The 25150-nt window shown below is 69.8% G+C and carries 18 protein-coding genes and 1 pseudogene; 5 read left to right on the top strand and 14 right to left on the bottom strand.

Features of this window, described 5'->3' with window-relative positions; translation table 11 throughout:
• Nucleotides 1-95: 95 nt before the first annotated feature.
• From ACX28W_RS22705 to ACX28W_RS22695, 3 genes are all read right to left on the bottom strand, one after another.
• Nucleotides 96-1688: a solute symporter family protein gene (locus tag ACX28W_RS22705; protein ID WP_459000939.1), complete on the bottom strand. Its 1593-nt coding sequence runs from the start codon at nucleotides 1686-1688 to the stop codon at nucleotides 96-98.
• Nucleotides 1685-2173 carry a DUF485 domain-containing protein gene (locus tag ACX28W_RS22700; protein ID WP_459000937.1) on the bottom strand — a complete coding sequence of 163 codons (489 nt, stop codon included), beginning with the start codon at nucleotides 2171-2173 and terminating at the stop codon, nucleotides 1685-1687. The genes ACX28W_RS22705 and ACX28W_RS22700 overlap by 4 nt, the downstream gene beginning before the upstream one ends.
• Before the next feature lie 535 nt (nucleotides 2174-2708).
• Nucleotides 2709-4832, bottom strand: a complete 2124-nt coding sequence (locus ACX28W_RS22695) for a DNA gyrase/topoisomerase IV subunit B (protein ID WP_459000935.1) — start codon at nucleotides 4830-4832, stop codon at nucleotides 2709-2711.
• A gap of 441 nt (nucleotides 4833-5273) precedes the next feature.
• On the opposite strand from ACX28W_RS22695, the gene ACX28W_RS22690 reads away from it, so the two are divergent.
• A complete protein-coding gene (locus ACX28W_RS22690; RefSeq protein WP_362073487.1) occupies nucleotides 5274-5504 on the top strand; it encodes a DUF7455 domain-containing protein in 231 nt (76 codons plus the stop codon).
• A gap of 375 nt (nucleotides 5505-5879) precedes the next feature.
• Here the strand turns inward: ACX28W_RS22690 and ACX28W_RS22685 are convergent, their stop codons facing one another.
• The 7 genes from ACX28W_RS22685 to ACX28W_RS22655 all read right to left on the bottom strand — a co-directional run bounded on the left by ACX28W_RS22685 (nucleotide 5880) and on the right by ACX28W_RS22655 (nucleotide 17121).
• Nucleotides 5880-6698, bottom strand: coding sequence for a serine protease (locus ACX28W_RS22685; RefSeq protein ID WP_459000933.1), 819 nt, complete (start codon nucleotides 6696-6698; stop codon nucleotides 5880-5882).
• Between the two features lie 132 nt (nucleotides 6699-6830).
• Nucleotides 6831-8366 (bottom strand): RNA polymerase sigma factor, encoded by a 1536-nt coding sequence (locus tag ACX28W_RS22680; protein WP_459000931.1) that lies wholly within the window; start codon nucleotides 8364-8366, stop codon nucleotides 6831-6833.
• Nucleotides 8367-8805: 439 nt separating this feature from the next.
• Nucleotides 8806-9693 carry a FadR/GntR family transcriptional regulator gene (locus tag ACX28W_RS22675; protein ID WP_459000929.1) on the bottom strand — a complete coding sequence of 296 codons (888 nt, stop codon included), beginning with the start codon at nucleotides 9691-9693 and terminating at the stop codon, nucleotides 8806-8808.
• Nucleotides 9694-9696: 3 nt separating this feature from the next.
• Nucleotides 9697-11616, bottom strand: coding sequence for an ABC transporter ATP-binding protein (locus ACX28W_RS22670; RefSeq protein WP_459000928.1), 1920 nt, complete (start codon nucleotides 11614-11616; stop codon nucleotides 9697-9699).
• Between the two features lie 124 nt (nucleotides 11617-11740).
• Entirely contained in the window at nucleotides 11741-12499 is a 759-nt protein-coding gene (locus ACX28W_RS22665) for an NUDIX hydrolase (protein WP_362073472.1), read from the bottom strand.
• Between the two features lie 132 nt (nucleotides 12500-12631).
• Complete coding sequence (locus ACX28W_RS22660; protein WP_459000927.1) at nucleotides 12632-14764, bottom strand: glycogen debranching N-terminal domain-containing protein; 2133 nt, start codon at nucleotides 14762-14764, stop codon at nucleotides 12632-12634.
• 683 nt (nucleotides 14765-15447) lie between these two features.
• Nucleotides 15448-17121, bottom strand: coding sequence for a DUF4192 domain-containing protein (locus ACX28W_RS22655; protein WP_459000926.1), 1674 nt, complete (start codon nucleotides 17119-17121; stop codon nucleotides 15448-15450).
• A 133-nt stretch (nucleotides 17122-17254) separates the two neighbouring features.
• Here ACX28W_RS22655 and ACX28W_RS22650 point away from each other — a divergent pair, with 133 nt between their 5' ends.
• The gene (locus tag ACX28W_RS22650; protein ID WP_459001008.1) at nucleotides 17255-17413 is read left to right on the top strand and encodes a hypothetical protein; all 159 of its coding nucleotides are present in this window, start codon (nucleotides 17255-17257) and stop codon (nucleotides 17411-17413) included.
• 88 nt (nucleotides 17414-17501) lie between these two features.
• Here the strand turns inward: ACX28W_RS22650 and ACX28W_RS22645 are convergent, their stop codons facing one another.
• The gene (locus tag ACX28W_RS22645) at nucleotides 17502-19661 is read right to left on the bottom strand and encodes a DEAD/DEAH box helicase (protein ID WP_459000925.1); all 2160 of its coding nucleotides are present in this window, start codon (nucleotides 19659-19661) and stop codon (nucleotides 17502-17504) included.
• 270 nt (nucleotides 19662-19931) lie between these two features.
• Here ACX28W_RS22645 and ACX28W_RS22640 point away from each other — a divergent pair.
• A pseudogene (locus ACX28W_RS22640) lies at nucleotides 19932-20198 on the top strand (hypothetical protein); the annotation flags it as partial.
• Between the two features lie 183 nt (nucleotides 20199-20381).
• Nucleotides 20382-21017: a hypothetical protein gene (locus ACX28W_RS22635; protein ID WP_459000923.1), complete on the top strand. Its 636-nt coding sequence runs from the start codon at nucleotides 20382-20384 to the stop codon at nucleotides 21015-21017.
• Between the two features lie 289 nt (nucleotides 21018-21306).
• On the opposite strand, the gene ACX28W_RS22630 is transcribed toward ACX28W_RS22635, so the two are convergent.
• The 3 genes from ACX28W_RS22630 to ACX28W_RS22620 form a co-directional block, all read right to left on the bottom strand.
• The gene (locus ACX28W_RS22630) at nucleotides 21307-21933 is read right to left on the bottom strand and encodes a hypothetical protein (RefSeq protein WP_459000922.1); all 627 of its coding nucleotides are present in this window, start codon (nucleotides 21931-21933) and stop codon (nucleotides 21307-21309) included.
• Nucleotides 21934-22001: 68 nt separating this feature from the next.
• The gene (locus ACX28W_RS22625) at nucleotides 22002-22703 is read right to left on the bottom strand and encodes a ribonuclease HII (RefSeq protein WP_459000921.1); all 702 of its coding nucleotides are present in this window, start codon (nucleotides 22701-22703) and stop codon (nucleotides 22002-22004) included.
• An 82-nt stretch (nucleotides 22704-22785) separates the two neighbouring features.
• Entirely contained in the window at nucleotides 22786-23409 is a 624-nt protein-coding gene (locus ACX28W_RS22620; protein ID WP_459000920.1) for a TetR/AcrR family transcriptional regulator, read from the bottom strand.
• Between the two features lie 173 nt (nucleotides 23410-23582).
• Between ACX28W_RS22620 and ACX28W_RS22615 the strand changes: the two genes are divergently transcribed.
• Nucleotides 23583-25130 (top strand): MFS transporter, encoded by a 1548-nt coding sequence (locus tag ACX28W_RS22615; RefSeq protein WP_459000919.1) that lies wholly within the window; start codon nucleotides 23583-23585, stop codon nucleotides 25128-25130.
• Nucleotides 25131-25150 lie beyond the last annotated feature (20 nt).

Here is a 25150-nt window from a genome sequence, read left to right as displayed (position 1 = left end):
ATCACGCCGTAGTACGGGGGACACGGGGCGCCCGGAGCATCGGTACCCGTGGGTCACGCTCTGAGGGGCGATCGCCTACGTCGCGACAGGCGCCCTCAGACCGCCCCGGCACCCGTCAGCGACCGCACCTCGGTCTCCGCGTGCTTGGCCTCGTCCGGCGGTTCCGCCGAGGTGACCGTGCCCAGCCAGCCCGCGAGGAAGCCGAGCGGAATCGACACCAGGCCGGGGTTCTGCAGCGGGAAGTACTGCAAGTCCACGCCCGGGAACAGCGATTCGGGGCTTCCTGACACCACCGGCGACAGCAACACCAGCAGCAACGCGGGCACCAGGCCCCCGTATACCGCCCACACCGCGCCGCGCGTCGTGAAACTCCGCCAGAACAACGAGTACAACAGCACCGGCAGGTTCGCGGACGCGGCGACCGCGAAGGCGAGGCCTACCAGGAATGCCACATTGAGATCGCGGGCGAGCAGCCCGAGCGCGATCGCGACCACGCCGATGCCCACCGCCGCGGTTCGCGCCACGGCGACCTCGCTGCGCGGCTTCGCACGTCGGCGTCGCAGCGAGGCATAGAGGTCGTGGGCCACGGACGCCGAGGACGCCAGGGTGATGCCGGCGACGACCGCGAGAATCGTGGCGAAGGCGATGGCCGCGACAATCGCGAAGAGAACCGTTCCTCCGGTTGAATTGGCACCGCCGCCCAGATCGAGCGCGAGCAGTGGAACCGCCGTGTTCCCCGCCGCGTTCGACCCGCGCACCGCCTGCGGACCGACGATCGCGGCGGCCCCGAAGCCCAGCACGATCGTCATCAGGTAGAAGCCTCCGATGAGCCCGATCGACCAGACCACCGACCGCCGTGCCGCCCGCGCGGTCGGCACGGTGTAGAAACGCGACAGGATGTGCGGCAACCCGGCCGTGCCGAGCACCAGCGCGAGGCCCAGGCTGATGAAGTCGAAGCGCGCGGTCCAGTCTCCGCCGTACTTCAGCCCCGGCGCAAGAAACGCGTCACCGTGCCCGCTGCGCTCCGCCGCCGAACGCAGCAACTGATTGACATCCCCGTGGAACCGCACCAGGACGAGCACCGTCAGGGCGATGGCACCGCCCAGCAACAGGACCGCCTTGACGATCTGAATCCAGGTGGTGGCCCGCATCCCTCCCAACGACACATAGATCACCATCAGGGCGCCGACGCCGACCACCGTCCAGTTCCGCGCCGCCTCGCTCGTACCCCCAAGGAGCAGCGCGACGAGGCTGCCCGCACCCACCATCTGCGCCAGCAAATACAGAACGGACACAGTCACCGAGGAGGTTCCCGCCGCGATCCGCACCGGTCGCTCGCTCATTCGGGCAGCGATGACGTCTGCGAGTGTGAACCGGCCGCAGTTGCGCACCAGTTCGGCGACCAGGAACAGGACGACCAGCCAAGCGACCAGAAACCCCACGACGTACAACAACCCGTCGTAGCCGTAGAGCGAGATGAGTCCCGTGACTCCGAGGAAGGACGCCGCCGACATGTAGTCACCCGAGATGGCAAACCCATTCTCCATCGGAGAGAACAGCCGCCCGCCTGCATAGAACTCCTCCGCCGAACCATGCCGGTTGCGGCTCACCCACGTCGTGATCGCCAGCGTCACCGCCACGAACGCGCTGAACAGCAGCAGGGCCAGCGTCTGATGGTTGCCGGTCACAGCTCACCACCTCTGACACTTCGTGTCAGCTCCTGGGTGTCCCAGCGCAGATCGAGCGCGGCCCGGTCCCTGCGCAGCCGCGCATGCCGTGCGTACGCCCAGGTGAACAGGAACGTGGTGAGGAACTGCCCGAGGCCCGCCACCATCGCCACGTTCACAGCGCCGGCGACGGGCCGGGCCATCAACGCAGGTGCCGTCGTCGCGGTCACCACATAGCCCACGTACCAGGTGAAGAACACGACAACGCCCGGGACCACGAACCTCCGGTACCGGCTGCGCACCTCCTGAAACGCCGCGCTGCGCTGCACCTCCAGATAGACGTCGGCCGTCCCGCCCACCCGGCCTTCGTGCTCCGGGCGCGCGGACGGCACAGCGGGAGCAGCCGCTCCCGTGCCGTCCAACTCGCCCCAGCCGGAGGCGAGCGCGTCGTACCAGGGGTCGTCGAACCGGAGTTCCCCGGTGTCGCGACCGTCGTGCTTCTCCACCGAACTCTCCTTGTCCGCGACCCTCTTTCGGTCGCGTGCCCAAGGATGGGCAGATCGGGAAGATCCCGGACTCTTCTCTCCGCGCTCTTCACCCCATCGGATGACTCAACCCACCGGTGGCCGTACGAGACCCTTCCCGAAGGCGTAACGGACCGCCAGACCAGGATCCCGGAGCGGACCAGCAGCGTGGCCGCGAGAGCGAGCAGCAGAGCGGAGCTTTCCTGGTGCACGCCCAGCAGGAGGCCGATCCCGAAAAGCCCCACGCCCCGGACGACCGCACCGGCCTTGGTGCCCCTGCTCCACAACGCCGAAGGGCGCCGACCCGCGCCGGACGGTAAGCCGCCCCAGCCCCACACTCCCGTAGCCGCCCCACCCGCGGCAGGGGCCGTGCCGGTACGTCGCGCAAGCCCGTCACTCACGTTCGGATCGAGCAGCGCCTCCCTTGCCGGGCCCGCGCCTGATCCGGCGGCGACGGGCTCGACGTACCCGCACGGCCACGACCCACCCACTCACCGGGCCGCCACGAGCGCCGCACCTACGCGTCGATGCGCGACCGATCCAACGTGGCCGCAGAGCTGGAGATGAACTCCTTGCGAGGAGCCACATCGTTCCCCATCAGCAGATCGAACACCTGCTCGGACGCCTCCAGGTCGGAGATATTGATCCTGCGCAGAGTCCGGTATCGCGGGTCCATCGTCGTTTCGGCCAGCTGATCGGCATCCATCTCGCCAAGACCCTTGTAACGCTGGATCGAATCCTTGTACCGCACGTTCTTGCGCTGCAGCTCCAGCAGCGTGTCCCGCAGCTCGCGGTCCGAGTACGTGTAGATGTACTTGTCCTGCCCCTTCTTGGGCTGGCTGAGCTCGATGCGATGCAGCGGGGGCACGGCAGCGAACACCCGCCCTGCCTCGACCATCGGCCGCATGTAGCGCTGGAACAGCGTCAGCAGCAGAATCCGGATATGCGCGCCGTCGACATCGGCGTCGACGAGAAGAATGATCTTCCCGTAGCGCGCCGCGTCGATGTCGAAGGTCCGGCCGGACCCGGCTCCTATGACCTGGATGATCGCACCGCACTCGGCGTTCTTCAGCATGTCTGTGACAGACGCCTTCTGAACGTTGAGGATCTTGCCGCGGATCGGCAGCAGCGCCTGGAACTCGGAGTTGCGCGCGAGCTTGGCGGTGCCGAGCGCGGAGTCTCCCTCGACGATGAAGAGCTCGCTGCGCTCGACGTCGTCGCTGCGGCAGTCGGCGAGCTTGGCGGGCAGCGAGGAGGACTCCAGGGCCGTCTTCCGGCGCTGCGCATCCTTGTGCTGGCGGGCCGCGATCCGCGTACGAGCGGCGGCGACGGCCTTCTCCATGACGACCCGGGCCTGCGCGGCCGCGTCCCGCTTCGTGGAGGTGAGGAACTCCTTGAGCTCCTTGGAGACGACGTTCGTCACGATGCGGCGGGCCGCCGAGGTGCCGAGCACCTCCTTGGTCTGACCCTCGAACTGCGGCTCGGCGAGGCGGACGGTGACGACGACGGTCAGGCCCTCCAAGGCGTCGTCCTTGACGATGTCGTCCTCGGCGACACGCAGCAGCTTCTTGGCCCGCAGCACCTCGTTGACCGTCTTGGTGACCGCCTGCTCGAAGCCCGCGACATGCGTGCCGCCCTTGGGCGTGGCGATGATGTTCACGAACGACTTCAGAGTCGTGTCGTAGCCGGTGCCCCAGCGCATCGCCACGTCGACGCCGAGTTCGCGGGTGACCTCGGTCGGCGTCATCTGCCCGTGATCGTCCAGGACCGGGACGGTCTCCTTGAAGGTGCCCTGCCCAGAGAAGCGGAGGACATCACAGACGGGCTTGTCAGTCGCCAGGTACTCGCAGAACTCGCTGATTCCGCCGTCGAAGCGGAACGACTCCTCACCCTTGCTGCCGCCCTCGCCGAGCCCGAACTCGTCGCGGACGACGATGGTCAGGCCCGGCACCAGGAAGGCGGTCTGACGGGCGCGCTGGTGCAGGTTCTCCAGAGAGAGCTTGGCGTCCTTGAGGAAGATCTGGCGATCGGCCCAGTAGCGCACGCGCGTGCCGGTGCGGGTCTTGGGAATCCTCTTGAGCTTGCGCAGCCCGCTGCTCGCGTCGAAGCCGGCGTCGGGACCGTCCGCCTTGAAGGCTCCGGGAGTGCCGCGCCGGAAGCTCACCGCATGGGTGTGACCGCCGCGGTCGACCTCGACGTCCAGCCGGGCGGAGAGCGCGTTCACCACGGATGCGCCCACGCCGTGCAGACCGCCGGACGCCGCGTACGAGCCGCCGCCGAACTTGCCGCCGGCGTGCAACTTGGTCATCACGACCTCGACGCCGGAGAGACCGGTCTTGGGCTCCACGTCGACCGGGATACCGCGGCCGTTGTCCCGCACCTCCACCGAGGCGTCGTCGTGCAGGATCACCTCGATGTGGTCGCAGTAGCCCGCCAGTGCCTCATCGACGGAGTTGTCGATGATCTCCCAGAGACAATGCATCAGACCGCGACTGTCGGTCGACCCGATGTACATGCCTGGGCGCTTGCGCACGGCCTCGAGCCCCTCGAGGACGAGAAGGTGCCGCGCGGTGTAGTTGGAACCGTCCCGGTCTGCTCCGGTCAGCAACGCTGTGGACGGCACGGACGTCTCGGCGGTCACGCGGTTCGCTCCTCGCTGAATTTCAGATGGGGCCCTGATGGGTAAGGGTCCGGCTTCGGTCACCGCTCAGAGGGTACCGAGGCCTGGTAGAGCCGTTGTAACGCCACCCTCGCATGAAACTCAGACTAGTCCAGAGTCGCATGGGTGTTCGATCCCTCGATGGAGTGAAGTACATATCACGTTCCCTTCCAGGCATGAACCATTTAGGCTCCGGGCACGTCCTCATGAACAACCGGCAAGCCAGCCGGGAGGATCGACCCTGACAGACTGCGCGAACCCGTAAGACACGAAGACACGTAATACGGCCCATTCGCCGCCACCTGGCAGCAGACAACCGCCCCGGAGAGAATTTTTCGAGGAAAAGCCACGAGCGGGAACGTTTTCGGCCTGGTTGGATGTTGACCCTGGTACGACAGCTCGTCGAGCTAGAGAAGAGGCGACGTGACTACTGTTCTGACCCCCGCGAGCCCGCTGACGGCCGCTGACCGCTGCGACCGTTGCGGCGCCCAGGCATATCTGCGCGTCCTCCTCAGCAGCGGCGGTGAACTGCTCTTCTGCGCCCACCACGGGCGCAAGTTCGAGCCGGAACTCAAGAAGATCGCCGCTGAGATACAGGACGAGACGGAGCGACTGACGTCGGTCCCGGCGACGTCCAACGACGAAGAACGCTGACACTTCGCATCAACGACGAGCCAGCCCCGGCATAGGCCGGTGTACGGGTGGCCGCCCCCACTACCGGGGGTGGCCACCCGTATGCGTACCGCTTCCCCGTGCGCCCTGAGCGACTGCGGATTTGCGGTTCGTATCGTCCGCTCGCCCTCCGAGCGACTGCCGTGCCGTGCGCCACTTTCGGGCACCCGGATGCGGCAGCGCACACCGCTGCAGCCCGTCCATCTAGAGCTGCGGTGCACACGGCTGCAGCTCGTCCACCGAGAGCTGCGGGTCCACCGAGAGCTGCGGTGCACAGCGCTCCGCGCGCACCGAAAGCTGTGGCGCATACCGCTCACGCGCCGGGCGACTGCTGTTCGTACTACTTCCGCCGGCGCCTCAGCGGGCCCGGCTCAGCGACCTGGCGACGGCCGAGACCCTTGTGTAGACCCCGGGGCTTCCAGCCCGCCCGCAGCCGCTGCCCCACGACACAAGGCCTATCAGCCGCCCCTGGGCGACCAGCGGCCCGCCGCTGTCCCCCTGGCAGGCATCCCGCCCACCCGCGATCTCCCCGGCACACAGCATGGAGTCAGCCCGATAGGTTCCGTCCGCGCCACCCGAATACGCCTGCTTACAGAGGGTGTCGGACAGCACCTTCACGGGGGCGGCACGCAGACTGAGCGCGTAGTCGCCGCCGCCCGTCGTATCACCCCAGCCGTAGACCATGGCGGCCGTACCAGGCGTGTACGCGGTGTCCTTGGAGGGCGCCATACGGATGACCGCGCTCTCGGGCAGCGGGGAGGCGAGCGTGAGCACGGCGAAGTCCCCGGCGTTCGTGAAGCTGTCGTACCCCGGGTTGACCCAGGTGTCGCGCACCGAGATCTCCTGGCCCTTGCCGGAGAGCAGGTTGCCACGGTCGGCGATGATCTTCAGGTCACGTATCTGCTGAGGTGGTGCGCCCAGCACAACCTGGCTCAGACAGTGGGCCGCGGTCAGCACCATCGACGGATCGATCACCACGCCGCCGCAGAACTGCCCCGCGCGCGTACCTCCGAACAGGTCACGGCTGGACAGCGCCACCGTCCACGGGCTTTGGGATATGTCGACCGGAAATCCGCCGACGACGACGCTGTCGGCAGCCGCCGGGGCAGGGGGCGACAGAGGTATCAGGGCCGCCGCGGCCGCAAGGGCCAGCGCTGGGGCGATGGGACGGCGCATTCGCACTCCTCACTCTGGGATGACCATGGAATACCCAGAGTGATCCAGCGGGCGATGTCGCGCACGCCGCACACGTGCTGAGGGCCCGGCTCCCCATCGGGAGTCGGGCCCTCAATGCCGTACGGCCGAGACCTAGTCGAGGTAGTCGCGCAGCACCTGCGAGCGCGACGGGTGACGCAGCTTCGACATCGTCTTGGACTCGATCTGGCGGATGCGCTCACGCGTGACGCCGTACACCTTGCCGATCTCGTCGAGGGTCTTCGGCTGACCGTCGGTGAGACCGAAACGCATGGAGACGACGCCTGCCTCGCGCTCGGACAGGGTGTCGAGGACGGAGTGCAGCTGCTCCTGGAGGAGCGTGAAGCTGACCGCGTCCGCCGGGACCACGGCCTCGGAGTCCTCGATGAGGTCACCGAACTCGCTGTCGCCGTCCTCGCCCAGCGGGGTGTGCAGGGAGATGGGCTCGCGGCCGTACTTCTGGACCTCGATGACCTTCTCGGGGGTCATGTCGAGTTCCTTGGCCAGCTCCTCCGGGGTGGGCTCGCGGCCCAGGTCCTGGAGCATCTGGCGCTGCACGCGCGCGAGCTTGTTGATGACCTCGACCATGTGCACCGGAATGCGGATGGTGCGGGCCTGGTCGGCCATCGCGCGGGTGATCGCCTGACGGATCCACCAGGTGGCGTACGTGGAGAACTTGTAGCCCTTGGTGTAGTCGAACTTCTCGACCGCGCGGATGAGACCGAGGTTTCCCTCCTGGATGAGGTCCAGGAAGAGCATGCCGCGACCGGTGTAGCGCTTGGCCAGGGAGACCACCAGACGGAGGTTGGCCTCCAGCAGGTGGTTCTTGGCGCGGCGGCCGTCCTCGGCGATGATCTCCAGCTCGCGCTTGAGCTTGGGGGCGAGCTTGTCGGCGTTGGCCAGCTTGTCCTCGGCGAACAGACCGGCCTCGATGCGCTTGGCGAGCTCGACCTCCTGCTCGGCGTTGAGGAGGGGGACCTTGCCGATCTGCTTGAGGTAGTCCTTGACCGGGTCGGCAGTGGCGCCGGCCGCGGCGACCTGCTGCGCGGGCGCGTCGTCCTCGTCCTCGTCGGACAGTACGAAGCCCTGGGCGCCGTCCTCGGCGGGCTCTTCGGCGCCGGGCTTGCCCGGAGTCTCCTCGACCGCCTCGTCGTCGACCAGCTCGACGTCGTCCTTCTTGGCAGTGGTCTTCTTGGCCGCCGTCTTCTTGGCGACCGTCTTCTTCGCGACGGCCTTCTTGGCGACCGTCTTCTTGGCAGTGGCCTTCTTGGCGGACGCGTCCTCAGCCGGATCGTCGGCGCCGGGCACCGCCGGGGCGGCGGTGGCGGTGGCCTTCTTGGTGGTCACCGTCTTCGCCGCGACCGTCTTGGTGGCGGTGCGCTTGGCCGGACTCTTCGCTGCGACGCTCTTTCGTGTGCGCTTGGGCTCCGCGGCACTGACCATCAGCGTCACACCCTCTTCCTCGAGGATCTGGTTGAGGCTGCGCAGTACGTTCTTCCACTGAGTGGCCGGAATCTGGTCAGCTTCGAAGGCCCGACGCACGTCATCGCCGGCGATCTGCCCCTCAGCCTTTCCCCGCTCAATGAGCGCCATGACAGAGACGGACTCGGCGATCTCCGGCGGGAGCGTACGGGATGTGCTGGCCGACACGAACAACCTCTCGGAACGTTGGAAAACGGCTTCCGGCCCCGTCCATTGCGAACAGGAACCGACGACCGCCGACTTGGAAATGGGCCGACGGCGCGGGCGGGGGCCGGGAAGAAGCACAGCGCCGTAAGCGGCGTCCGTATTCCCTCCTCGGCTGTCACCTCTTAGGTCATCGCGCAGTTCCGAGGAGCGTTACGCCCAATCTGCGTGGCCCGAGTCACACCCCGTAAGCGCTCAAAAACGCACAGATACGGTCAGATGGGGTCAGCCGGTGGACCCATCACCGCAAACCGATGGGTTCATCACCTCATCGCACCGCCGGACCCCGTCGGATCCCGGAAGGATCCGACGGGGTCCGGCGGGATCCGACAGGAGTGGTTCGCCGGCCAAGCGATGCCATGAGAGGGCACATGCCCCCGACCACGCCGCCCTCGGGCCGCGGTCAGTGCTCGCGCGGCGCGGGCACCACGCGCTCCACCTCGGGATGGACGGTGAGCAACTGCCGCATGGCCGCCTCGGCCGCCGCGCCGTCGGCCGCGGCCAGAGCGTCGACGATCCGACCGTGGTGCCCCAGGGAAGCCTCGTTCGGCCGGTCACAGCCGGCGACAGGGCCGCCCGAGACCTGGAGCGCGGCCGAGACGATCCCCGAAAGGTGCTCCAGCATGCGGTTGCCCGCGACCTGGATGAGCAGCGAGTGGAACTCCGCGTCGGCCCGCGAGAAGGTGAGCGAGTCACCCTGTGCCATCGCGTGGCCCATGATCTCGACCATGTCGCCGAGACGCTGCTGGACCTCCTCACGCCCGTGCCCCGCGGCGAGACGCGCGGCGAGCGGCTCGATCGTCCAGCGCAGCTCGCTCAGCTCGCGCCGCTGGTCGTCGCGCTGCGGCCCGAAGGCCCGCCATTCGATGATGTCCGGGTCGAGGAGATTCCAGTCGCTGACGGGGCGCACCCGCGTACCGACATTGGGGCGGGCGCTGACCAGACCCTTCGCTTCGAGCACGCGGAGCGATTCACGGACGACGGTGCGGGAGACCTCGAACCGCTGTCCGATCTCCTCGGGAACGAGCGGGCGGTCCGCACCGAGGTCGCCGGAAACGATCATCTGGCCCAGCTGCTGGACGAGTTGGCCGTGCAGTCCGCGTCCGCGGCTGCCCGCGGCGCGTCGGCCCACGCGGCCCAGCTCCGGGTCCGGACTCTCCCATGCGGAGGCGCCGACGCGTTCGGCACCAGGGGTCTCGGCGTAGGGGTAGCGGTCGAGTTCGCCCGGGCCGGTCAGGCCGGAGTCTGCGGAGCGGGCGGCGGTCATCATGGTGTGCGCAAGGGTACTCACGGATCATTTGTCGGCGCTGTCTCCAACTCCCTTGAGGTCTTTGGTGAAAAGCACACGAAAGGGTGATCGCTCACCCCGTCGCAATTGACGCCTTATCGGAAAGAAATGGGCGTTCTCCGGGGAGTTGTGTGCATGGCGGGAACGGAAGGGTACGGACGGTCGCCATCGAACCCCGCTCCGCAGGGTCGTGAGCAGATATGCGCAGAGCAGAGCGGTCAGCGACAACATCAGTGCACCACCCACGGGTTGGGCGATCAGCCGCGCTCCGGCGGCCAGATAGCGCTCTCCACCGAACGGCCACTGCATCAGCACGAGCTCGCACAGTCGCTCCGGAAACCCGGCCGCCGTCCGTACGGACGGCCCCTCCAAGGCCTTTTGTACGAGCGGTACGACCACGATCGGCACGGCGAGCACCGCGGCGAGCCCGGCGGTCGTGGCACGGAAGATGCCCGCCGCCAGCACCCCCGCCCAGGCGCAGCCCACCACGAGTCCGATCCAACTCGCGCTCAAGGACAGCCAGTCGGCGGGAACTCCGGTGAGCTCCCGTCCGTAGACGAGATAGAGCACTTCGAGGTTGCAGCCCACGGTGAGGAAAGCCAGTATCAGCGCGGTGGCCGAGGCGACGAGGAGTTTGGCGGCGAGCAGTCCCAGGCGGCGGGGGACGGTGCCGCGGTCCGCGGCCAGGGCGGGGTGGCGGAATTCCTCGCCGAAGGCGATCGCCCCGAGCAGCCCCGCGCCGAGCGCCGCAGGGGGCAGGGGGCATTGCTGCGGCCAGGCGGCCAGCAGGCGCGGCTGAGACGTGTGACCGATTCTGGCCAGAAATACGGACAGGAGCGCGGACGTGACCAGCACGGCGGCAACGGTGAGGTAGCCGGTGCCGACTCCGGCGGCACGCCGCAGTTCGTAGCGCAGCGGACGCAGCGGGCTCGGGGCTTGGCGTACGGCGATGGGCGGCGGGAGCGGGGGCAGAGTCTCCGCGGTCGGCGACTCTGTCGGGCTCGGCTCGTCGGCAGCGCGCGCGTCACCGTCGTCGGGCGACGCGACCCGGGATCCCATGTCGCCGATCTCGTCGGCGAGTTGGTGTACGAGGATGCGGTGCCGGAAGGCGGTCTCACCGACGTCGGCACATGTGCTGCCGTACACCGAGAGCCGGTTGCCGTCCTCTCGCACGATCTCGACGGAACGCTGTGCGGTGCGGGCTTCCTTGGTGAGCAGGGCGCCGAGGCGGGCGGCGTGCGGGCTGAGGACGGCCACCCGGGGACGGAGCCGGGTGCGGGCGAAGTCCGAGACCTCCTGCTCGGCGACGAGTCGGCCCTCCTCCAACGTGACGACCCGGTCGGCCGTCCGCGCGGCCTCCTTGGGATCGGCCGTGGTGAACAGCACGGTGCCGCCCTGAGCCGCGTGCGCGTGCAGAATCCCGTGCAGCCAGCGGCCCTCTCGGGCGCAGAGCCCGTCGGCGGGATCGTCGAGGACGAGGGTGTGCGGGTCGGACAGCAGTGCGCAGGCAAGACCGAGGCGGCGGTCCATGCCACGTGAAAGGGTGCGCAGGCGCTCGTCGCGCAGGCTGACGAGCCCGACCACTTCGAGCACTTCGTCGGCACGCCGCACCGGCACACCGGCGGCGGCGCACAGCATGCGGAGCTGTCCGCGGACCGTGCGCGCGGGATGGCCGGGCACCTCACCCAGAAGCACGCCGACTTCGCGCGACGGATGGGCGATCCGGTGCAGCTGGCGGCCTCTGAAGTAGGTGATTCCGCGGCCCTGCTGAAGTTCGAGCATGAGCCTTAGCGTCGTCGTCTTGCCCGCGCCAGGGGCTCCGAGGAGCGCGGTGACGCGGCCCGCGCGCGCCTCGAAGGACACGTCGTCGACAGCGGCCGGAAAATCCTTACAGGGGTTGCTGGTCAATCCGATGGCCTGGATCACTCACAGCAAGATAGCGCTATATTTCCGTTTTTTCGGGCAGCCTGAGGCTCATCGCGACCCGGCCTTCATCTCTCTCGCGAGAACGCCCCGGCCCCGAGTCGGGCACTCCCTCTCTCTCCCCTCGTCAGACCTCGGGCCGCAGCATCGGCGGATTGAGCAACGTGGCGCCGCCCGCTCGGAACAGCTGGGCGGGTCGACCGCCCTGGCGCGTGGTCGTGCCGCCCGTGGGCACGAGGAAACCCGGTGTGCCCGTCACCTTGCGGTGGAAGTTGCGCGGATCGAGTGCCACACCCCACACGGCCTCGTACACACGGCGCAGCTCGCCCACGGTGAACTCGGTCGGGCAGAAAGCGGTGGCCAGCGACGAGTACTCGATCTTGGACCGGGCACGCTCCACACCGTCCGAGAGGATCTGCGCGTGGTCGAAGGCGAGAGGCGCCGCCTGTTCACCGTCGCGGGCGTAACCACCCTGCTGCAACAGCTCCTCCACAGGTGCCCAGCGCGCGCTGTTGGCGTCACCACCGGCCCTCGGTGCGGGCAGATCGGGAGCCAGCGCGAGATGGGCGACGCTGACCACCCTCATCCGCGGGTCGCGCTTGGGGTCGCCGTAGGTCGCCAGCTGTTCCAGGTGCGCGCCGTTGTCCTGTGCCGGGGCGGATGGGTCGTGGGCACACAGCCCGGTCTCCTCGACCAACTCGCGCGCCGCCGCCTGCGCCAAATCCTCGTCGGACCGCACGAAGCCGCCCGGAAGCGCCCACCGCCCCTGAAACGGCTGCTCACCCCGCCGCACCGCCAGCGCGCACAGGGCATGGCGACGCACGGTCAGCACGACCAGGTCCACGGTCACGGCAAAGGGCGGAAAGGCCGACGGGTCGTAGGGCATGCCGCGATCATAGTCGTCTGCCTGACGATAAACACGCCCTTCGCAGGCCGCTTCCACCGCTGATCCCCTTCCGTCCGGTACGGGTCCCACCAGCCGCTGCCCATCCCCGTCCGAAGGCGCGTCCCGCAAGGGTCACACTCCCAACTGCAGCCAGTCGGCCGCCTCCTCGACCATGGCGAGACCGAGCCTGCTGATGCGCACGGAGAAGGGGGCGCCCGCGATCCGCAGTCCGGTCAGCCCGATCTCGCCCAGCGGTGCGCTGCTGACCGGGCGCAGTGTCACCGTCCCGGCCGGGGCGTCGGGGCGGATCCCGGCGAGGGCGGTGAGAAGCAGTACCCCGGCTGCCGCTGCCGTGGCCGCCGGTCGGCAGGCCGCGGGATGCGGCAGGGGGGCGCCGGCCTCCGTGCGCTGCTCTCCCGCGTACATCTCGGGCAGTCGGTGCCCGAAGGTCTCGGACGCTGTCAGCAGCCCCCGCAGCAGCGCGCCCGCCTCCTTTTCGTAGCCCGCGGCGGCCAGTCCCGAGACGGCGATCGCGGTCTCCTGAACGCGCACGGCGCCACCCCGGTGGCCGAAGGGGTTGTACGCCGCCTCGCTGACGCCCAGGCTGCGCAGCCCCCAGCCCGAGTCCATGGCCGGGCCGCCGAGCAGCCGCGCAAGCTGCTCCGTCTGCACCTTGTCGAGCAGGCCGGGTGCCAGCGCGCCGGAGCCGAGCAGTCCCGTGTCGAGGAGGTGGACGCTACCCGCACCGAGGCGCGGCACAAGGCGCCCGTCCAGGGCTCGGGCGGCCGCCGGTCTGCCGCCGCCCCTGTCGTCGACCCAGAAGTCCTCGCGGAACGCGGTCCGCAGCTCCTGCGCCCACTGCCGCAGCTCCAAACCACCCGGTCTGCCATGTGCGTCGAGCAGATCGGCGCCCAGCAGTGCCGCCCGATGGGCGTGCGCCTGCGTCTCGCAGCGAAGCGGCCCGCCGGGGTCCGGGTCGGGCACGTAGGTGCCGCCGCCGACGGCAGTCCGCAGCCATGTGAGGCAGCGCTCGGCTGCGGGAAGCAACTCCGCCGTCTCATGCTCCGCCAGGCCCCAGCGCCGGGCTTCCGCGAGGAGCACGGGGAACAGCAGGGTCGCTTCGGTGGCCGTGCAGCCCGGAGGCAGGTGCGGGCCCGCGTCCCGGCGCGGTCCGGGGATCAGGCCGGACTGCGGTCCGGGGCCCGCGAGTTGGGTGCGGGCGAGAGTCCGCAGAGTGCCCGCGGCGAGCCCAGCGCCGAGTGGCAACGTCATCCGGGCCGCGGCCAGTGCCTCGGCCGGGGCCAGGCCGCAGCGCCACGGCGCCCCTGCCGCAAGGTGCGTGTCGGACGGGTGGAGGGGGTCACGCAGCAGCAGGGCCTGGAGATCCTCGACACAGGTGTGCAGGAACGCCGGAACCCTGGGATCGTCGCTCACCGCCCGGGCCTGGGACAGCGGGCTCGCCGCGCCGTGTCCCACCGCTCTGATGAGCCCCGCGCCGTCCGGACGTACCCGCAGCTCCACGCTTCGCGCTCCGCCGGGCGGCAGTTCGATCTCCCACCGGAGCAGCCCCGCGGAGGCCAGGGCATCGGCGGGCGGCGGGTCGGCGGTAACTGCCGAGTTTCCCGCGGCGCAGGACCACCGCAGGCCCGAGTCGTGGACGCTGGCCGGCAGTTCGGGCCCCGCACGGCCCGAGGCAACCGAGCCGAGCTCCGCGAGATCCGTGCCCAGGGCGACTTCGACGGGCAGGCGCAGGGTGCGCGGAGCGGCGCTCTGCAGGGTGATCCGCTCCGTGCCGTCCGCGTAGCGTGTCCGTTCCACGACCACGTTCGGATCCGGGCCACCGTCGGCGGACGCGCGGACCGTCCCCACGAAGCGGGCTCGGTCGGCCGCGACCATCCGGGCCTGCACGGCGAGCGGTTCGCGCCCCGCCACCCGCACCTGGCAGCGGGAAAGTATCCGCCGACCTCCGCGGTAGAACCCCTCCAGTCCATGGCCGGTCAGCTGCCCCTGTTCCGTGGAGATCGCCAGTCCCGGCAGGGCGACGCAGATCAGCGCGGTGTGCGCCGGTGGCAGGTCCGTGGTCCGGCGCGGCGCGTTCGGCGCGTGACGAGTTGCGGGACCGCCCGCTCCGTTGAAGGAGCTCGAAGCGCTCTCCGCTCCGGCGAACTGGGCCGACGAACCACCTCGCCGCGTGAAGGGCTGCGCAGTCGGGCGACCCGGCGGGAGGTCGCCATCAGGGCTGGATGACGGATTGGGCAAAAGCATGGGGCGGCTTCCTCCGCGCTCGGTGCGCCTTGGGCGCACTCGGCGCCGGGTTGGGGGCTCCGGAGGGTCGGGGTGTTGCGGCGGCGCGGCTCGGCCACGCGTACCGCCACACAGGTGAACGGCATGGCCCGGCTCCGGGTCACGCCCTGGGCCGGGGAAGCCGACCGAATGGCGGTGAGGTGGTCGGCAGGCCGCGTCCAGGCCGACCGGGACACGGTCGGTGCACCAAGGGGACGTGGCAATCGGGCGGGGAGACGCACACAGGGCGCCATCGGCTCGGTGCGCGTGCTGCTCGCCATCGGCGCGATGCGCGTCCCATGGGTCATCGGCGCGCTGAATTTGCTGCTCGCCGACGGCCCAGTGGGCGTACTGCCCGCCCACCGCGCGGCGGGAGCCCTGGCGACCACCGGCAGGATGGAAGCGCCTTCCGTCATCGGCATGGTGGGAGCAGCCTTCGTCGTGACGGTCCACTGCCGCGAGGGAGTCATGTCCCTCGTCGTGGTGAGCGTGCGATCCACCTTCGGCGCGGCAGCAACATCGTTTGCCACCCATGGCACGGAGGTGAGGGCGTGCCGTCGCATGGCGCGGAGCGACACCCCGTACCAGCAGAGCGACACCCCGTACCAAGGACACCCGCACGTTCACCCGGCCTGTTGCTCGCCACCTCACTCTGCTTCCGGCGCTCATGTCTCCTCCCCCTCACCGCGCCGACCGGCCTCACGGCGGGCCCGTGGCCGACCGCTCGTCCCCTCAGGCGCACGGCCCGGTCCGTCCCCGGCCGGTGAGGCTTCGTCGGCAGGCCGACGCCGATGGAGACTGCCCGCCCCCGGGGAGCGACGACTCGGACGGACTCCCCCGCTTCCTGCCGAGCGCGCCCCACGTCGGCGACGGGTTGCGGTGCCCGAGGACTGCGCCGTCCGTCCGGCTGAGCCGGAGCCCGTCGACGGCACCACGACGTCGAGTTGCTCGGAAGAGGCCGCTGCTCCTGGCCGTCCCGAGCCCGGCCGCGGCCCGGCAACATCACGCGGCGCCGAGAGAGCGGGCTCCGATGGTTGCCCCGCTTGCGCCCCGGTGCGCCCGATACGCTCCGCACGCAGGCAGCGGCGGATCGATTCCGGGTCCAGGCCCTCGTTGCACGCCTGGTGCAGAAGTCGGGCGAAGAGATAGTCGGGATCAGCTCCGAGGGCCATGGCCAAGGCTTCCCGGGCCTCCAGTTCGTCGCCGGTCGACCAGGCGACCCAGCCCGCCAGAGTGAGGGGTGCCGCGGCGTGCTCGCCGTAGGAGCCGACGCAGCGGCGGGCCAGCGCTCGCCAAAGGCGCAGGGCCGGGCCCGCCTCGTCCCCTTCCATCCACTCGGCGGCACGGTCACGGGTCGTGCGGTCCTGAAGACCGAGGATCAGCGTGGCGGCCTCGTCGTGCTCCATGAGTCCGTCGTCGCGAAGGTCCGCCGGACGGGTGCCGGACACCGGTGGAGCGTCGGCCAGCCGCTTCATGATCTGCCGGGCCAGCTCGAGGGCCTCCGCAGCCACATGTGCGCGACTCTCGTCGTCCAGGATCCTGGGGACCAGAGCCATGCTCGCCGTGTCGAGCGCGGCCTCCTGCTCCAGCGCGACCGCGCTCTCCCAGGGAACGAGCCGGGCCGTGAATTCCCGCAGGGACCCCCGCACCTGGAGGCCCGCGTAAGTCGCGGCGGCGGCGATGACGGAGGTGCCGGGCAAACCGATCGGCTCCCCGTCGGACGAACAGCACCCCTGGCCCGGGCAGCAGTACGACCAGAAGCGACCGTCGGAAATACACAGGGCCTCGATCACAGGAACGTCAAGGCGACCGCAGGCCGTCCGCAGCAACTGCGCCAGCGGCCGCAGACGTTCCATGACGTCCCGTCCCGACTCTCCGCTCTCCGGTTCCAGGCAGAGGTAGGCGACCATGCTCTCGGGCCGGGCACCTCTGCGCTCGCTTCCCTTCACCAAACCCTGCGCCAGCTGCTCGGCCACGGAAGGCCAATCGTCCGCGTGGGCGGGGATGCCGAGCCGCGCACGCCCGCCGAAGCGACCGCGCCGCTCTCGATCGTGCAGGGCGACCAGCACGATGCTGTCCTCCGGCCGATACCCGAGCAGGTACGGCAAGGCATCGGCCAGTTCGGCCGGCGTCCGCAGGGTGACCTGGTGCTCGCTGGGCAGATCAGGTCCTCCGCTCCCGAGCCGCCCCCTCCGCGCGCCGCCCGCGGCACTTTCGTCATGCCCGCCGCGCCCACCCTCTGCTGCGTGCCGACCGTGCACGCCGTCTCCCCCATGTCGACCATGCCCGCTGATGTCACCGTTGCCGGACGCACCGGCCGCTTCGTCGTGATTCGTCATGCCGTGACCATCCCGCGAATCTCGAAATTCCGCTTCGGCCTGTGGATAACCGCGGCCGTGAACACGACACGAGTTGTCCACAAGGCGGCAGGCTGGTTCACGCGATGTCCGACCCATCGGGTTGCATGGGGGCATGACCAACGAAGACCCGCGCCTCGCGGCCGACGCCGTACTCGCCCGCCTCGTCGGCGGCCCGGCGGGCGCCGCCCGTCTGCGCGAGGATCAGTGGCGCGCCATCGAGGCCCTGGTAGCCGAGAAGCGCAGAGCCCGGGTCGTGCAGCGCGCGGAGTGAGGCAAGTCCGCGGTGTTACTGACCCCGGGCCTCGCCATGTTCACCGCGCTGCTGCTCTTCGTCGGCCTGCTCCTGGTGCGCCCGTCGTCTACCCGGCCAGGGCGAGGGCGAGTGGGAGTACCTGGTCGGCTCCGGCCTGGCGCAGGAGGCGTGCACCTACGGCCAGGGTCCAGCCGGAGTCGGTGTAGTCGTCGACGAGCAGAACCGGGCCGGGGGTGTGGGCCAGGGCGGCGGCGAGTTCGTCGGGCACGGTGAACGAGGCGGCCAGGGCGCGCAGCCGCTGGGCGGAGTTGCTGCGGTGCGCCGCATGCTCGCCGGCCTGCGGGGTGTAGGCCAGGCTGCCCAGCAGCGGGAGCCTGCCGACCCGGGCCAGGCCCCCGGCCAGTGAGGCGACCAGTTGCGGGCGGGTGCGGGAGGGCATGGCGACGATCCCTACCGGCCGCGCGACCGTGTCAGGGCCGCCGCCGGCCCAGCCGCCCGGTGAGCGCGCCCAGTCGGCCATCACCGTCACGACGGCGGTCAGCACGTCGTCCGGAAGCGGCCCGTCCGCGGCCTGCGCCGAGAGCAGCGGACGCAGGCGGTTGCCCCAGCCGATGTCCGACAGCCTTCCCAGCGCACGTCCGGTGGCCGCCTGCTGGCCTACTGGGATACGGCCTTTGAGGTCGACCCCGACCGCGGGCATACCCGAGGGCCACATCCGGCGCGGCTCGACGTCGACCCCCGGGCGGTCCAGCTCCCCCACCGCGCCGGCGAGAGCGCCGGGCGAGACGGCGGGATCGAGCCAGGGCCCGGCGCAGGAGTCGCAGCGACCGCATGGGACGGCCTTCTCGTCGTCGAGCTGCCGCTGCAAGAACTCCATCCGGCACCCCGTGGTCGCCACGTAGTCCCGCATGGCCTGCTGCTCCGCCTCACGCTGCCGGGCCACCCACGCATACCGCTGCGCGTCGTACGCCCACGGCTGCCCCGTGGCGGTCCAGCCCCCCTTCACGCGCTTGACCGCCCCATCCACGTCCAGGACCTTCAGCATCGTCTCCAGCCGCGAACGCCGAAGATCCACCAACGGCTCGAGCGCAGGCAGCGACAGCGGACGACCCGCCTGTTCCAGAACCGCCAGCGTGCGCCGCACCTGCTCCTCGGGCGGGAAGCCCACCGAAGCGAAATACGCCCAGATCGCCTCGTCCTCCCGCCCCGGCAGCAGCAGCACATCCGCATGGTCCACACCACGCCCCGCACGCCCCACCTGCTGGTAATAGGCGATCGGGGACGACGGCGACCCCAGGTGCACCACGAATCCCAGGTCCGGCTTGTCGAAGCCCATCCCCAGCGCCGAGGTCGCCACCAGCGCCTTCACCCGGTTCGCCAGCAGATCCTCCTCTGCCTGCAACCGATCGGCGTTCTCCGTCTTTCCTGTGTACGACGTCACGGTGTGCCCGCACTGGCGCAGGAACGCGGTGACCTCCTCCGCCGCCGCCACCGTCAGCGTGTAGATGATCCCCGAACCCGGCAGATCCCCCAGCCGCTCCCCCAGCCACGCCAGCCGATGCGCCGCATCCGGCAACTCCAAGACCCCCAACCGCAGGCTCTCCCGGTCCAGCGGCCCCCGCAGAACCAGAGCGCCCCCGCCCCCCGTCCCCAACTGCTCGGCCACATCCGCGGTCACCCGCGCGTTGGCCGTCGCCGTCGTGGCCAGGACCGGCACACCCGCCGGCAACTCCGCCAGCATCGTGCGCAACCGGCGGTAGTCGGGGCGGAAGTCGTGCCCCCAGTCGGAAATACAGTGCGCCTCGTCGACCACCAGAAGACCGGTCGTGGCCGCAAGCTTGGGCAACACCTGCTCGCGAAAATCTACAGAATTGAGGCGTTCCGGACTCACGAGGAGAACATCGGTCTCGCCGCGCTCGACCTCCTCGTAGATGGTGTCCCACTCCTCCGGGTTGGCCGAGTTGATGGTGCGCGCCCGGATCCCTGCCCGCGCCGCCGACTCGACCTGGTTGCGCATCAACGCCAGCAGCGGCGAGATGATCACCGTGGGGCCGGAGCCACGCCGGCGCAGCAGAGCCGTGGCGACGAAGTACACCGCCGACTTGCCCCAGCCGGTGCGCTGCACCACCAAGGCACGCCGGCGCTCCTCCACCAGAGCCGCCACCGCCTGCCACTGGTCCTCCCGCAGCCGCGCCGCACCCCCCGGGGCACCGACGAGCTCAGCGAGGATGGCATCGGCTTCAGCGCGGAGCTCCAGGTTGTCCATGCCCCCATGCAACCCGATGGCAAGGCCAATCGGCCAATTCACCCCGCGTGACAACAACCTCGTGAACGGTCCACCGGCCACGCGCCGATCGAGGATGGCCAGGACACATCACTCGGCCACGACCACCCTGGATCAACACGTTTGCGCAGGTCAGAGCGCCAAGCCCGGTTCGAGACGTCCGTGTCCCCTGCGGCGCTCGCCGCGGCCGGCGGCGAACTCGGCCACGCGGGCGTCGACGTCGAGCCCCGCAAGACGTGACCGGCGGGCCTGCCGCGCCCGGTCGGTGTGGCCGCCATGGCCTTGGGTACGCGTCCACGGTTGATCCAGTCGCTGGGAGCGCGGATCCCGGAAATCGGCCGCCCGCAAAAAACGGACGGTCCCGTGCTGCTCGTGGACGACGCGACGGAGACCGGCTGGACCCTCGCGGTGGCCGCGCGCACGCTCCGACGCTCCGCGGCGCAGGGTGTGTTGCCCCTGGTCCTGGCAGTACAGGCATGGCTCACGTGTCGTCATCAAGAACACGGGGCAGGGATATAAACGACGTACGGCAGGAAAACGGTCGGTGGCCCCAATTGCTCGTTGCCGCAACCAAGTTCGACAAGGAGAATTGAGGTCCGCTCCCCGCACGGCTCGCCCGTGGTCCGGTAGGGCCCTGCTGCGGTGTGCGCTCCCCCAGTCCGACCTCGCCCGCTGTGTGGGCGCGTAGCCGAAGGGAGGACCGTGACCTTCGGATTCGCTCCGTCCTCGGCGGCATCCATGTCGACGTCTGCCGACCTGTCCGCCGCTTCCGCCAACCCACTGGCCCGGATGCTCGAACCCGCCGAATGGGCCGCCGCGGGGATTCCGCTGCTGCGCAATCCCCGTGAGGTCGTCAGCGGACTTCACGCACGGCACCGGCCGAGACCTGCGACCGCGATCGTGGCCGTCCTCGACGCGGACGAGCGGCTGAGGGCGAGCGCCTCGTTCACCCGGCGTCCGGCTCCGGCCGACGGCTGGGTGTTCCGCAACGCCCTGCTCGCGCAGTTGCGCCGGGTCATCCCGCACGACCTGCGGCGCCGCACCCCGGTGCGCACCGCTGTGCTGCTCTACTGCCGTGAGGGTGAGGCGCGCTGGACGGAGGAGGACGGGGCGTGGATGTGGGGGCTGCGGGACGCCTGCACACTCCACGGGCTGCGCTGCGGGGCGTACATCACGCTGACGCAGGACGGCTGGCAGGTTCTCGGCGAGGGCCGTGGCGGACGCCGTCCGCACACGGACTCGCCGCCGGAGTCCTTCGCCACGACCGCGGCACCGCCGCCGCTGCCACGCACCGGAGGCGCCGCGTCGGACGTACTGCGCCGAGCGGCGGCGCGCTGAGCCGGACCCCCTCCAGGCTCCGCCCCGCCCCGAGGGGACGCGGCCCCCGTGGCCCGAGCATGTCAGCCCGCGCCATGGCGGCCGCCTCAGCTCGCAAAGCCGAGCTGGGGCAGCCTGGGACGACCGGTGGGGCAACCGTGACCGGACCGGTCACGGCCGACCGACCGACAACCAGGCAGCGTCGCGCACTGCGCGCACGTCGAAAAGACCGCCGTACAAGTGCCGCCGCAGGGCCACCTCCGTCGCCTTCGGGCACCGCGAGCGCCCCCGGACACCGTCCGGGATTCGCTCAGACCCCGGCGCCCAGCACCGAGTTGATCTGCTGCGGGTCACCGCAGACGATCAGCAGGGCGCCGGCCCGACCGAGAGCCAGCGGCAGGGCGGTGGCGGCAACAGCGTCAGGACCGCCGTTGACGGCGACCACGACCACAGGACGGGACACCGCCCGGCCCGCGGCGGAGGCGTCGGCGTAGAAGACGTCGTCGCCCGCGTCGTGCTGCGCCCAGTAGGCGGCTTCACCGAAGGAGAGTTCGTGCGCGGCCCACGGATGCGGTTCACCGGTGGTGATCACCAGCACCTCACCGGGGGCGCGGCCCGACTCCAACAGCAGGTCGACGGCTTCTTCGGCCGCATCCAGCGCACCCTCGGCCGAGGCCGGGATCAGCTGGATCTGCGGGGTGGCGGCAGCCGGAGCGGCCGCTGGGACGGATGGCCCCGGCGCGGCCACGACCGGCTCGCGCGGGGTGCGTTGGGCCGGCATCGGCCGGACAGGTCCCGGACGTCCGGGACGCGGCGGAGCCACGGGACGGGGACCGGGTACAGGACGGGGGGTCGGCGCGGTTCGGCCACTGGCCGGAGTGGCGCGGGGACCCTGGGCACTCTCGTGAATCTGAGGCTCCTCGGGAATGAGAGGCATGAGCTGATTTTTATCAAACGCCGGTGCGACTAGCGTCGGCGGGTGGCACATGAGTGCGAGCGGAACCGTCAGAAATCGAAGCCGAGCTGACCCTCGATCTCCGGACCGCTTCCGTTCCCCCAGCTGCGGACCTTCTTGAGGTGCCGCCACTGGGGCAGCGCATCAAGATACGCCCAGGACAGCCGGTGGTACGGAGTGGGGCCCCGCTCCTCCAGCGCGGCCTTGTGCACCGGGGACGGATACCCGGCGTTGGCCGCAAAACCGAAGTCTGCATGGTCGATACCCAGTTCGGCCATCATTTTGTCGCGCTGAACCTTGGCAATCACCGAGGCCGCCGCGACGGCCACACAGGACTGGTCACCCTTGATCACCGTACGGACCTTCCACGGCGACCCGAGGTAGTCGTGCTTCCCATCGAGGATGACCGCGTCGGGGCGGACCGGCAAGGCCTCCAGGGCGCGCACCGCAGCGAGCCGCAGCGCGGCAGTCATCCCCAGGTCGTCAATCTCCTCCGGAGAGGCATGCCCCAGGGCGAACGACGTCACCCACTTCTCCAGTTCCACGGCCAGCGTGGTACGCCGCTTGACGGTGAGCAGCTTGGAGTCGGTGAGGCCTTCGGGTGGCCGACGCAGCCCCGTGACCGCGGCGCAGACGGTGACCGGGCCGGCCCAGGCGCCGCGGCCCACCTCGTCGACACCGGCAATGATCTTCGCTCCGGTCGTGGCGCGGAGGGAGCGCTCGACGGTGTGGGTAGGTGGTTCGTACGGCATGGCGCCCTCAGCCTACGCCGCCGGGAGACCCTCGCGACACCCAGGTTTCCCCGAGCAACCACAACCCCCCCGTCAGCAAGGATCAGGCGCCCCCGTGCCGCAGCAGCGGGACCATCAGCTGGTCGATCATCTCCTCCAGATCCCGCTCACCCCATTCGCTGGCGCACACCTTGGAGCGGTACATCATCATCGCCGGAATGGCGTCGAAGACATAGGAGTTCGCGGCGTCGGGACGCACCTCTCCCCGCTCAATACCACGGTGAACGATCTCTCGCAGGAGACGCTTGGTCGGCTCGATGACCCCGCCGAGGATCACACCGTGAAAGCGTTCTGCCTGCGATGCGTCGCATTCGTAAAGCACTGAACGCAGTGCGAACCCGGGTTGCGAGAACATCGCCTCACGCGCCTGTCGGCACAGCTCCAGGAGGTCCTCCCGGACGCTCCCCAGGTCGGGCGCCTCCGCCAAGCTCGGCAGTCCGGCCTTCAGCGCGTCCGCGACGAGGTCCTCTTTGGACGGCCAGCGTCGATAGACCGCGGCTTTGCCCGTCTGGGCGCGCGCGGCGACACCCTCCATGGTGAGGCCGTTCCAGCCGACGGTACTGAGCTGCTCCAGCGCGGCGTCGAGGATCGCGCGTTCGAGCACGGCACCGCGTCGACGCAGGGAGGCCGCCTGAGCGGGGGCGGCCGTCCAACGCGAAGTCACCATCTGAGTATCTCCGTTGTGCGTGGGGGAGCGGGGAGTTCGGGGTAGGGCGAGCGTTCGAGTGACGCCACGCGGCAGCGACTTCAGTGAACGCTTGCGTTCACTGTCGGGGACTCACTACCGTTGACGCGACAGTGAACGCGAGCGTTCACTAACGCACTTGTGGGGGAACCATGGTGACAACCTCTCAGTTAGTCAAAGACCCAAAGCCAGGAGCGGCCCGCCGGGAGGGGCATCCCGGCATCGCACTCGCCGTCATCGCGGCCTGCCAACTCATGGTGGTACTCGACGCGACGATTGTGAACATCGCCCTCCCGCACATTCAAGACGCACTCAAGTTCAGTACGACCGAGCTGACCTGGGTGGTCAGCGCGTACACCCTCACCTTCGGTGGCCTGCTGCTTCTCGGTGGCCGGGCGGGTGACATCCTCGGTCGGCGCCGGGTCTTCATGACCGGCATCCTGCTGTTCACGCTCGCCTCGCTGCTGGGCGGACTCGCCCAGGAGCCTTGGCAGTTGCTGGCCGCACGCGCCCTCCAGGGTGTGGGTGGCGCAATAGCGTCCCCCACCGCGCTGGCACTCATCACCACCACCTTCCCCGAAGGCCCGGAACGGAACCGGGCCTTCGCCGTTTTCGCCGCGGTCTCCGCAGGCGGTGGCGCCGTCGGTCTCCTCGCGGGCGGCATGCTCACCGAGTGGCTCGACTGGCGCTGGGTGCTCTTCGTCAACGTGCCCATCGGTGTACTGATCGCCGTGCTCGCGCCGATGTACATCAACGAGTCCGAGCGCCATCCCGGACGCTTCGACATCGCGGGCGCGCTCACCTCGACGGCCGGTATGGCCTCCCTGGTGTACGGGTTCATCCGCGCCTCGGAGGAAGGCTGGCGCGACAGCCTCACCATCGGGTCATTCGCCGCGGCCGTGGTCCTGCTGTTGGGCTTCGCCCTCATCGAAAGCCGGGCGAAGGAACCGATCACGCCGCTGAAGATGTTCGCCGACCGCAACCGCTCGGGCACATACGTGATCATGCTCAGCCTGGCTGCCGCGATGTTCGGCATGTTCTTCTTCATCGTCCTCTTCGTGCAGAACGTGCTCAGCTACACACCCATCGAAGCCGGTCTCGCCTTCCTCCCTGTGACGGCCGCGATCGGCATCGGCGCCGGTCTCTCACAGCGATTCCTGCCGGTACTGGGCCCCAAGCCGTTCATGGTCGTCGGATCCACCCTCGTCGTGCTCGGCCTTGGCTGGCTGACCTTCATCAGCCCCGACAGCTCGTACGTCAGCGGGGTGCTCGGCCCGATGCTGCTCTTCGGTTTCGGCATGGGCCTGAACTTCGTGACGCTGACCCTCACCGCGGTCTCCGGCGTAGCCCAGCACGAAGCGGGCGCGGCGTCCGGGCTCCTCAACGTCACGCAGCAGGTGGGCGGTTCGCTCGGACTCTCCATCCTGACCACGGTCTTCGGCTCCGCCAGCCGTGACGAGGCGAAGGACCAGATGCCGAGGTTCCTGACGGACTCCTCGCCGGAACAGCAGGCGGAGTTCGCCAAGACCAACCAGCTGCCCGCTCCTTGGGGCCACGAAGTGCTCGCCCACGGCATCTCGACCGCCTTCATCCCGGCCGCCGTGATGGCCGCTGTGGCCCTGGTCACCGCCGTGGTGGTGATACGGGTCCGCAAAAGCGACCTGGACGCCCTCGCCGGCACGGCAGGACCTGCCGCGGGCTGACAAGGGGGCTGCGGAGGCCG

The organism is Streptomyces sp. SD15 (genome assembly GCF_054462255.1).
This window is presented reverse-complemented; position numbering and strand designations above follow the sequence as displayed.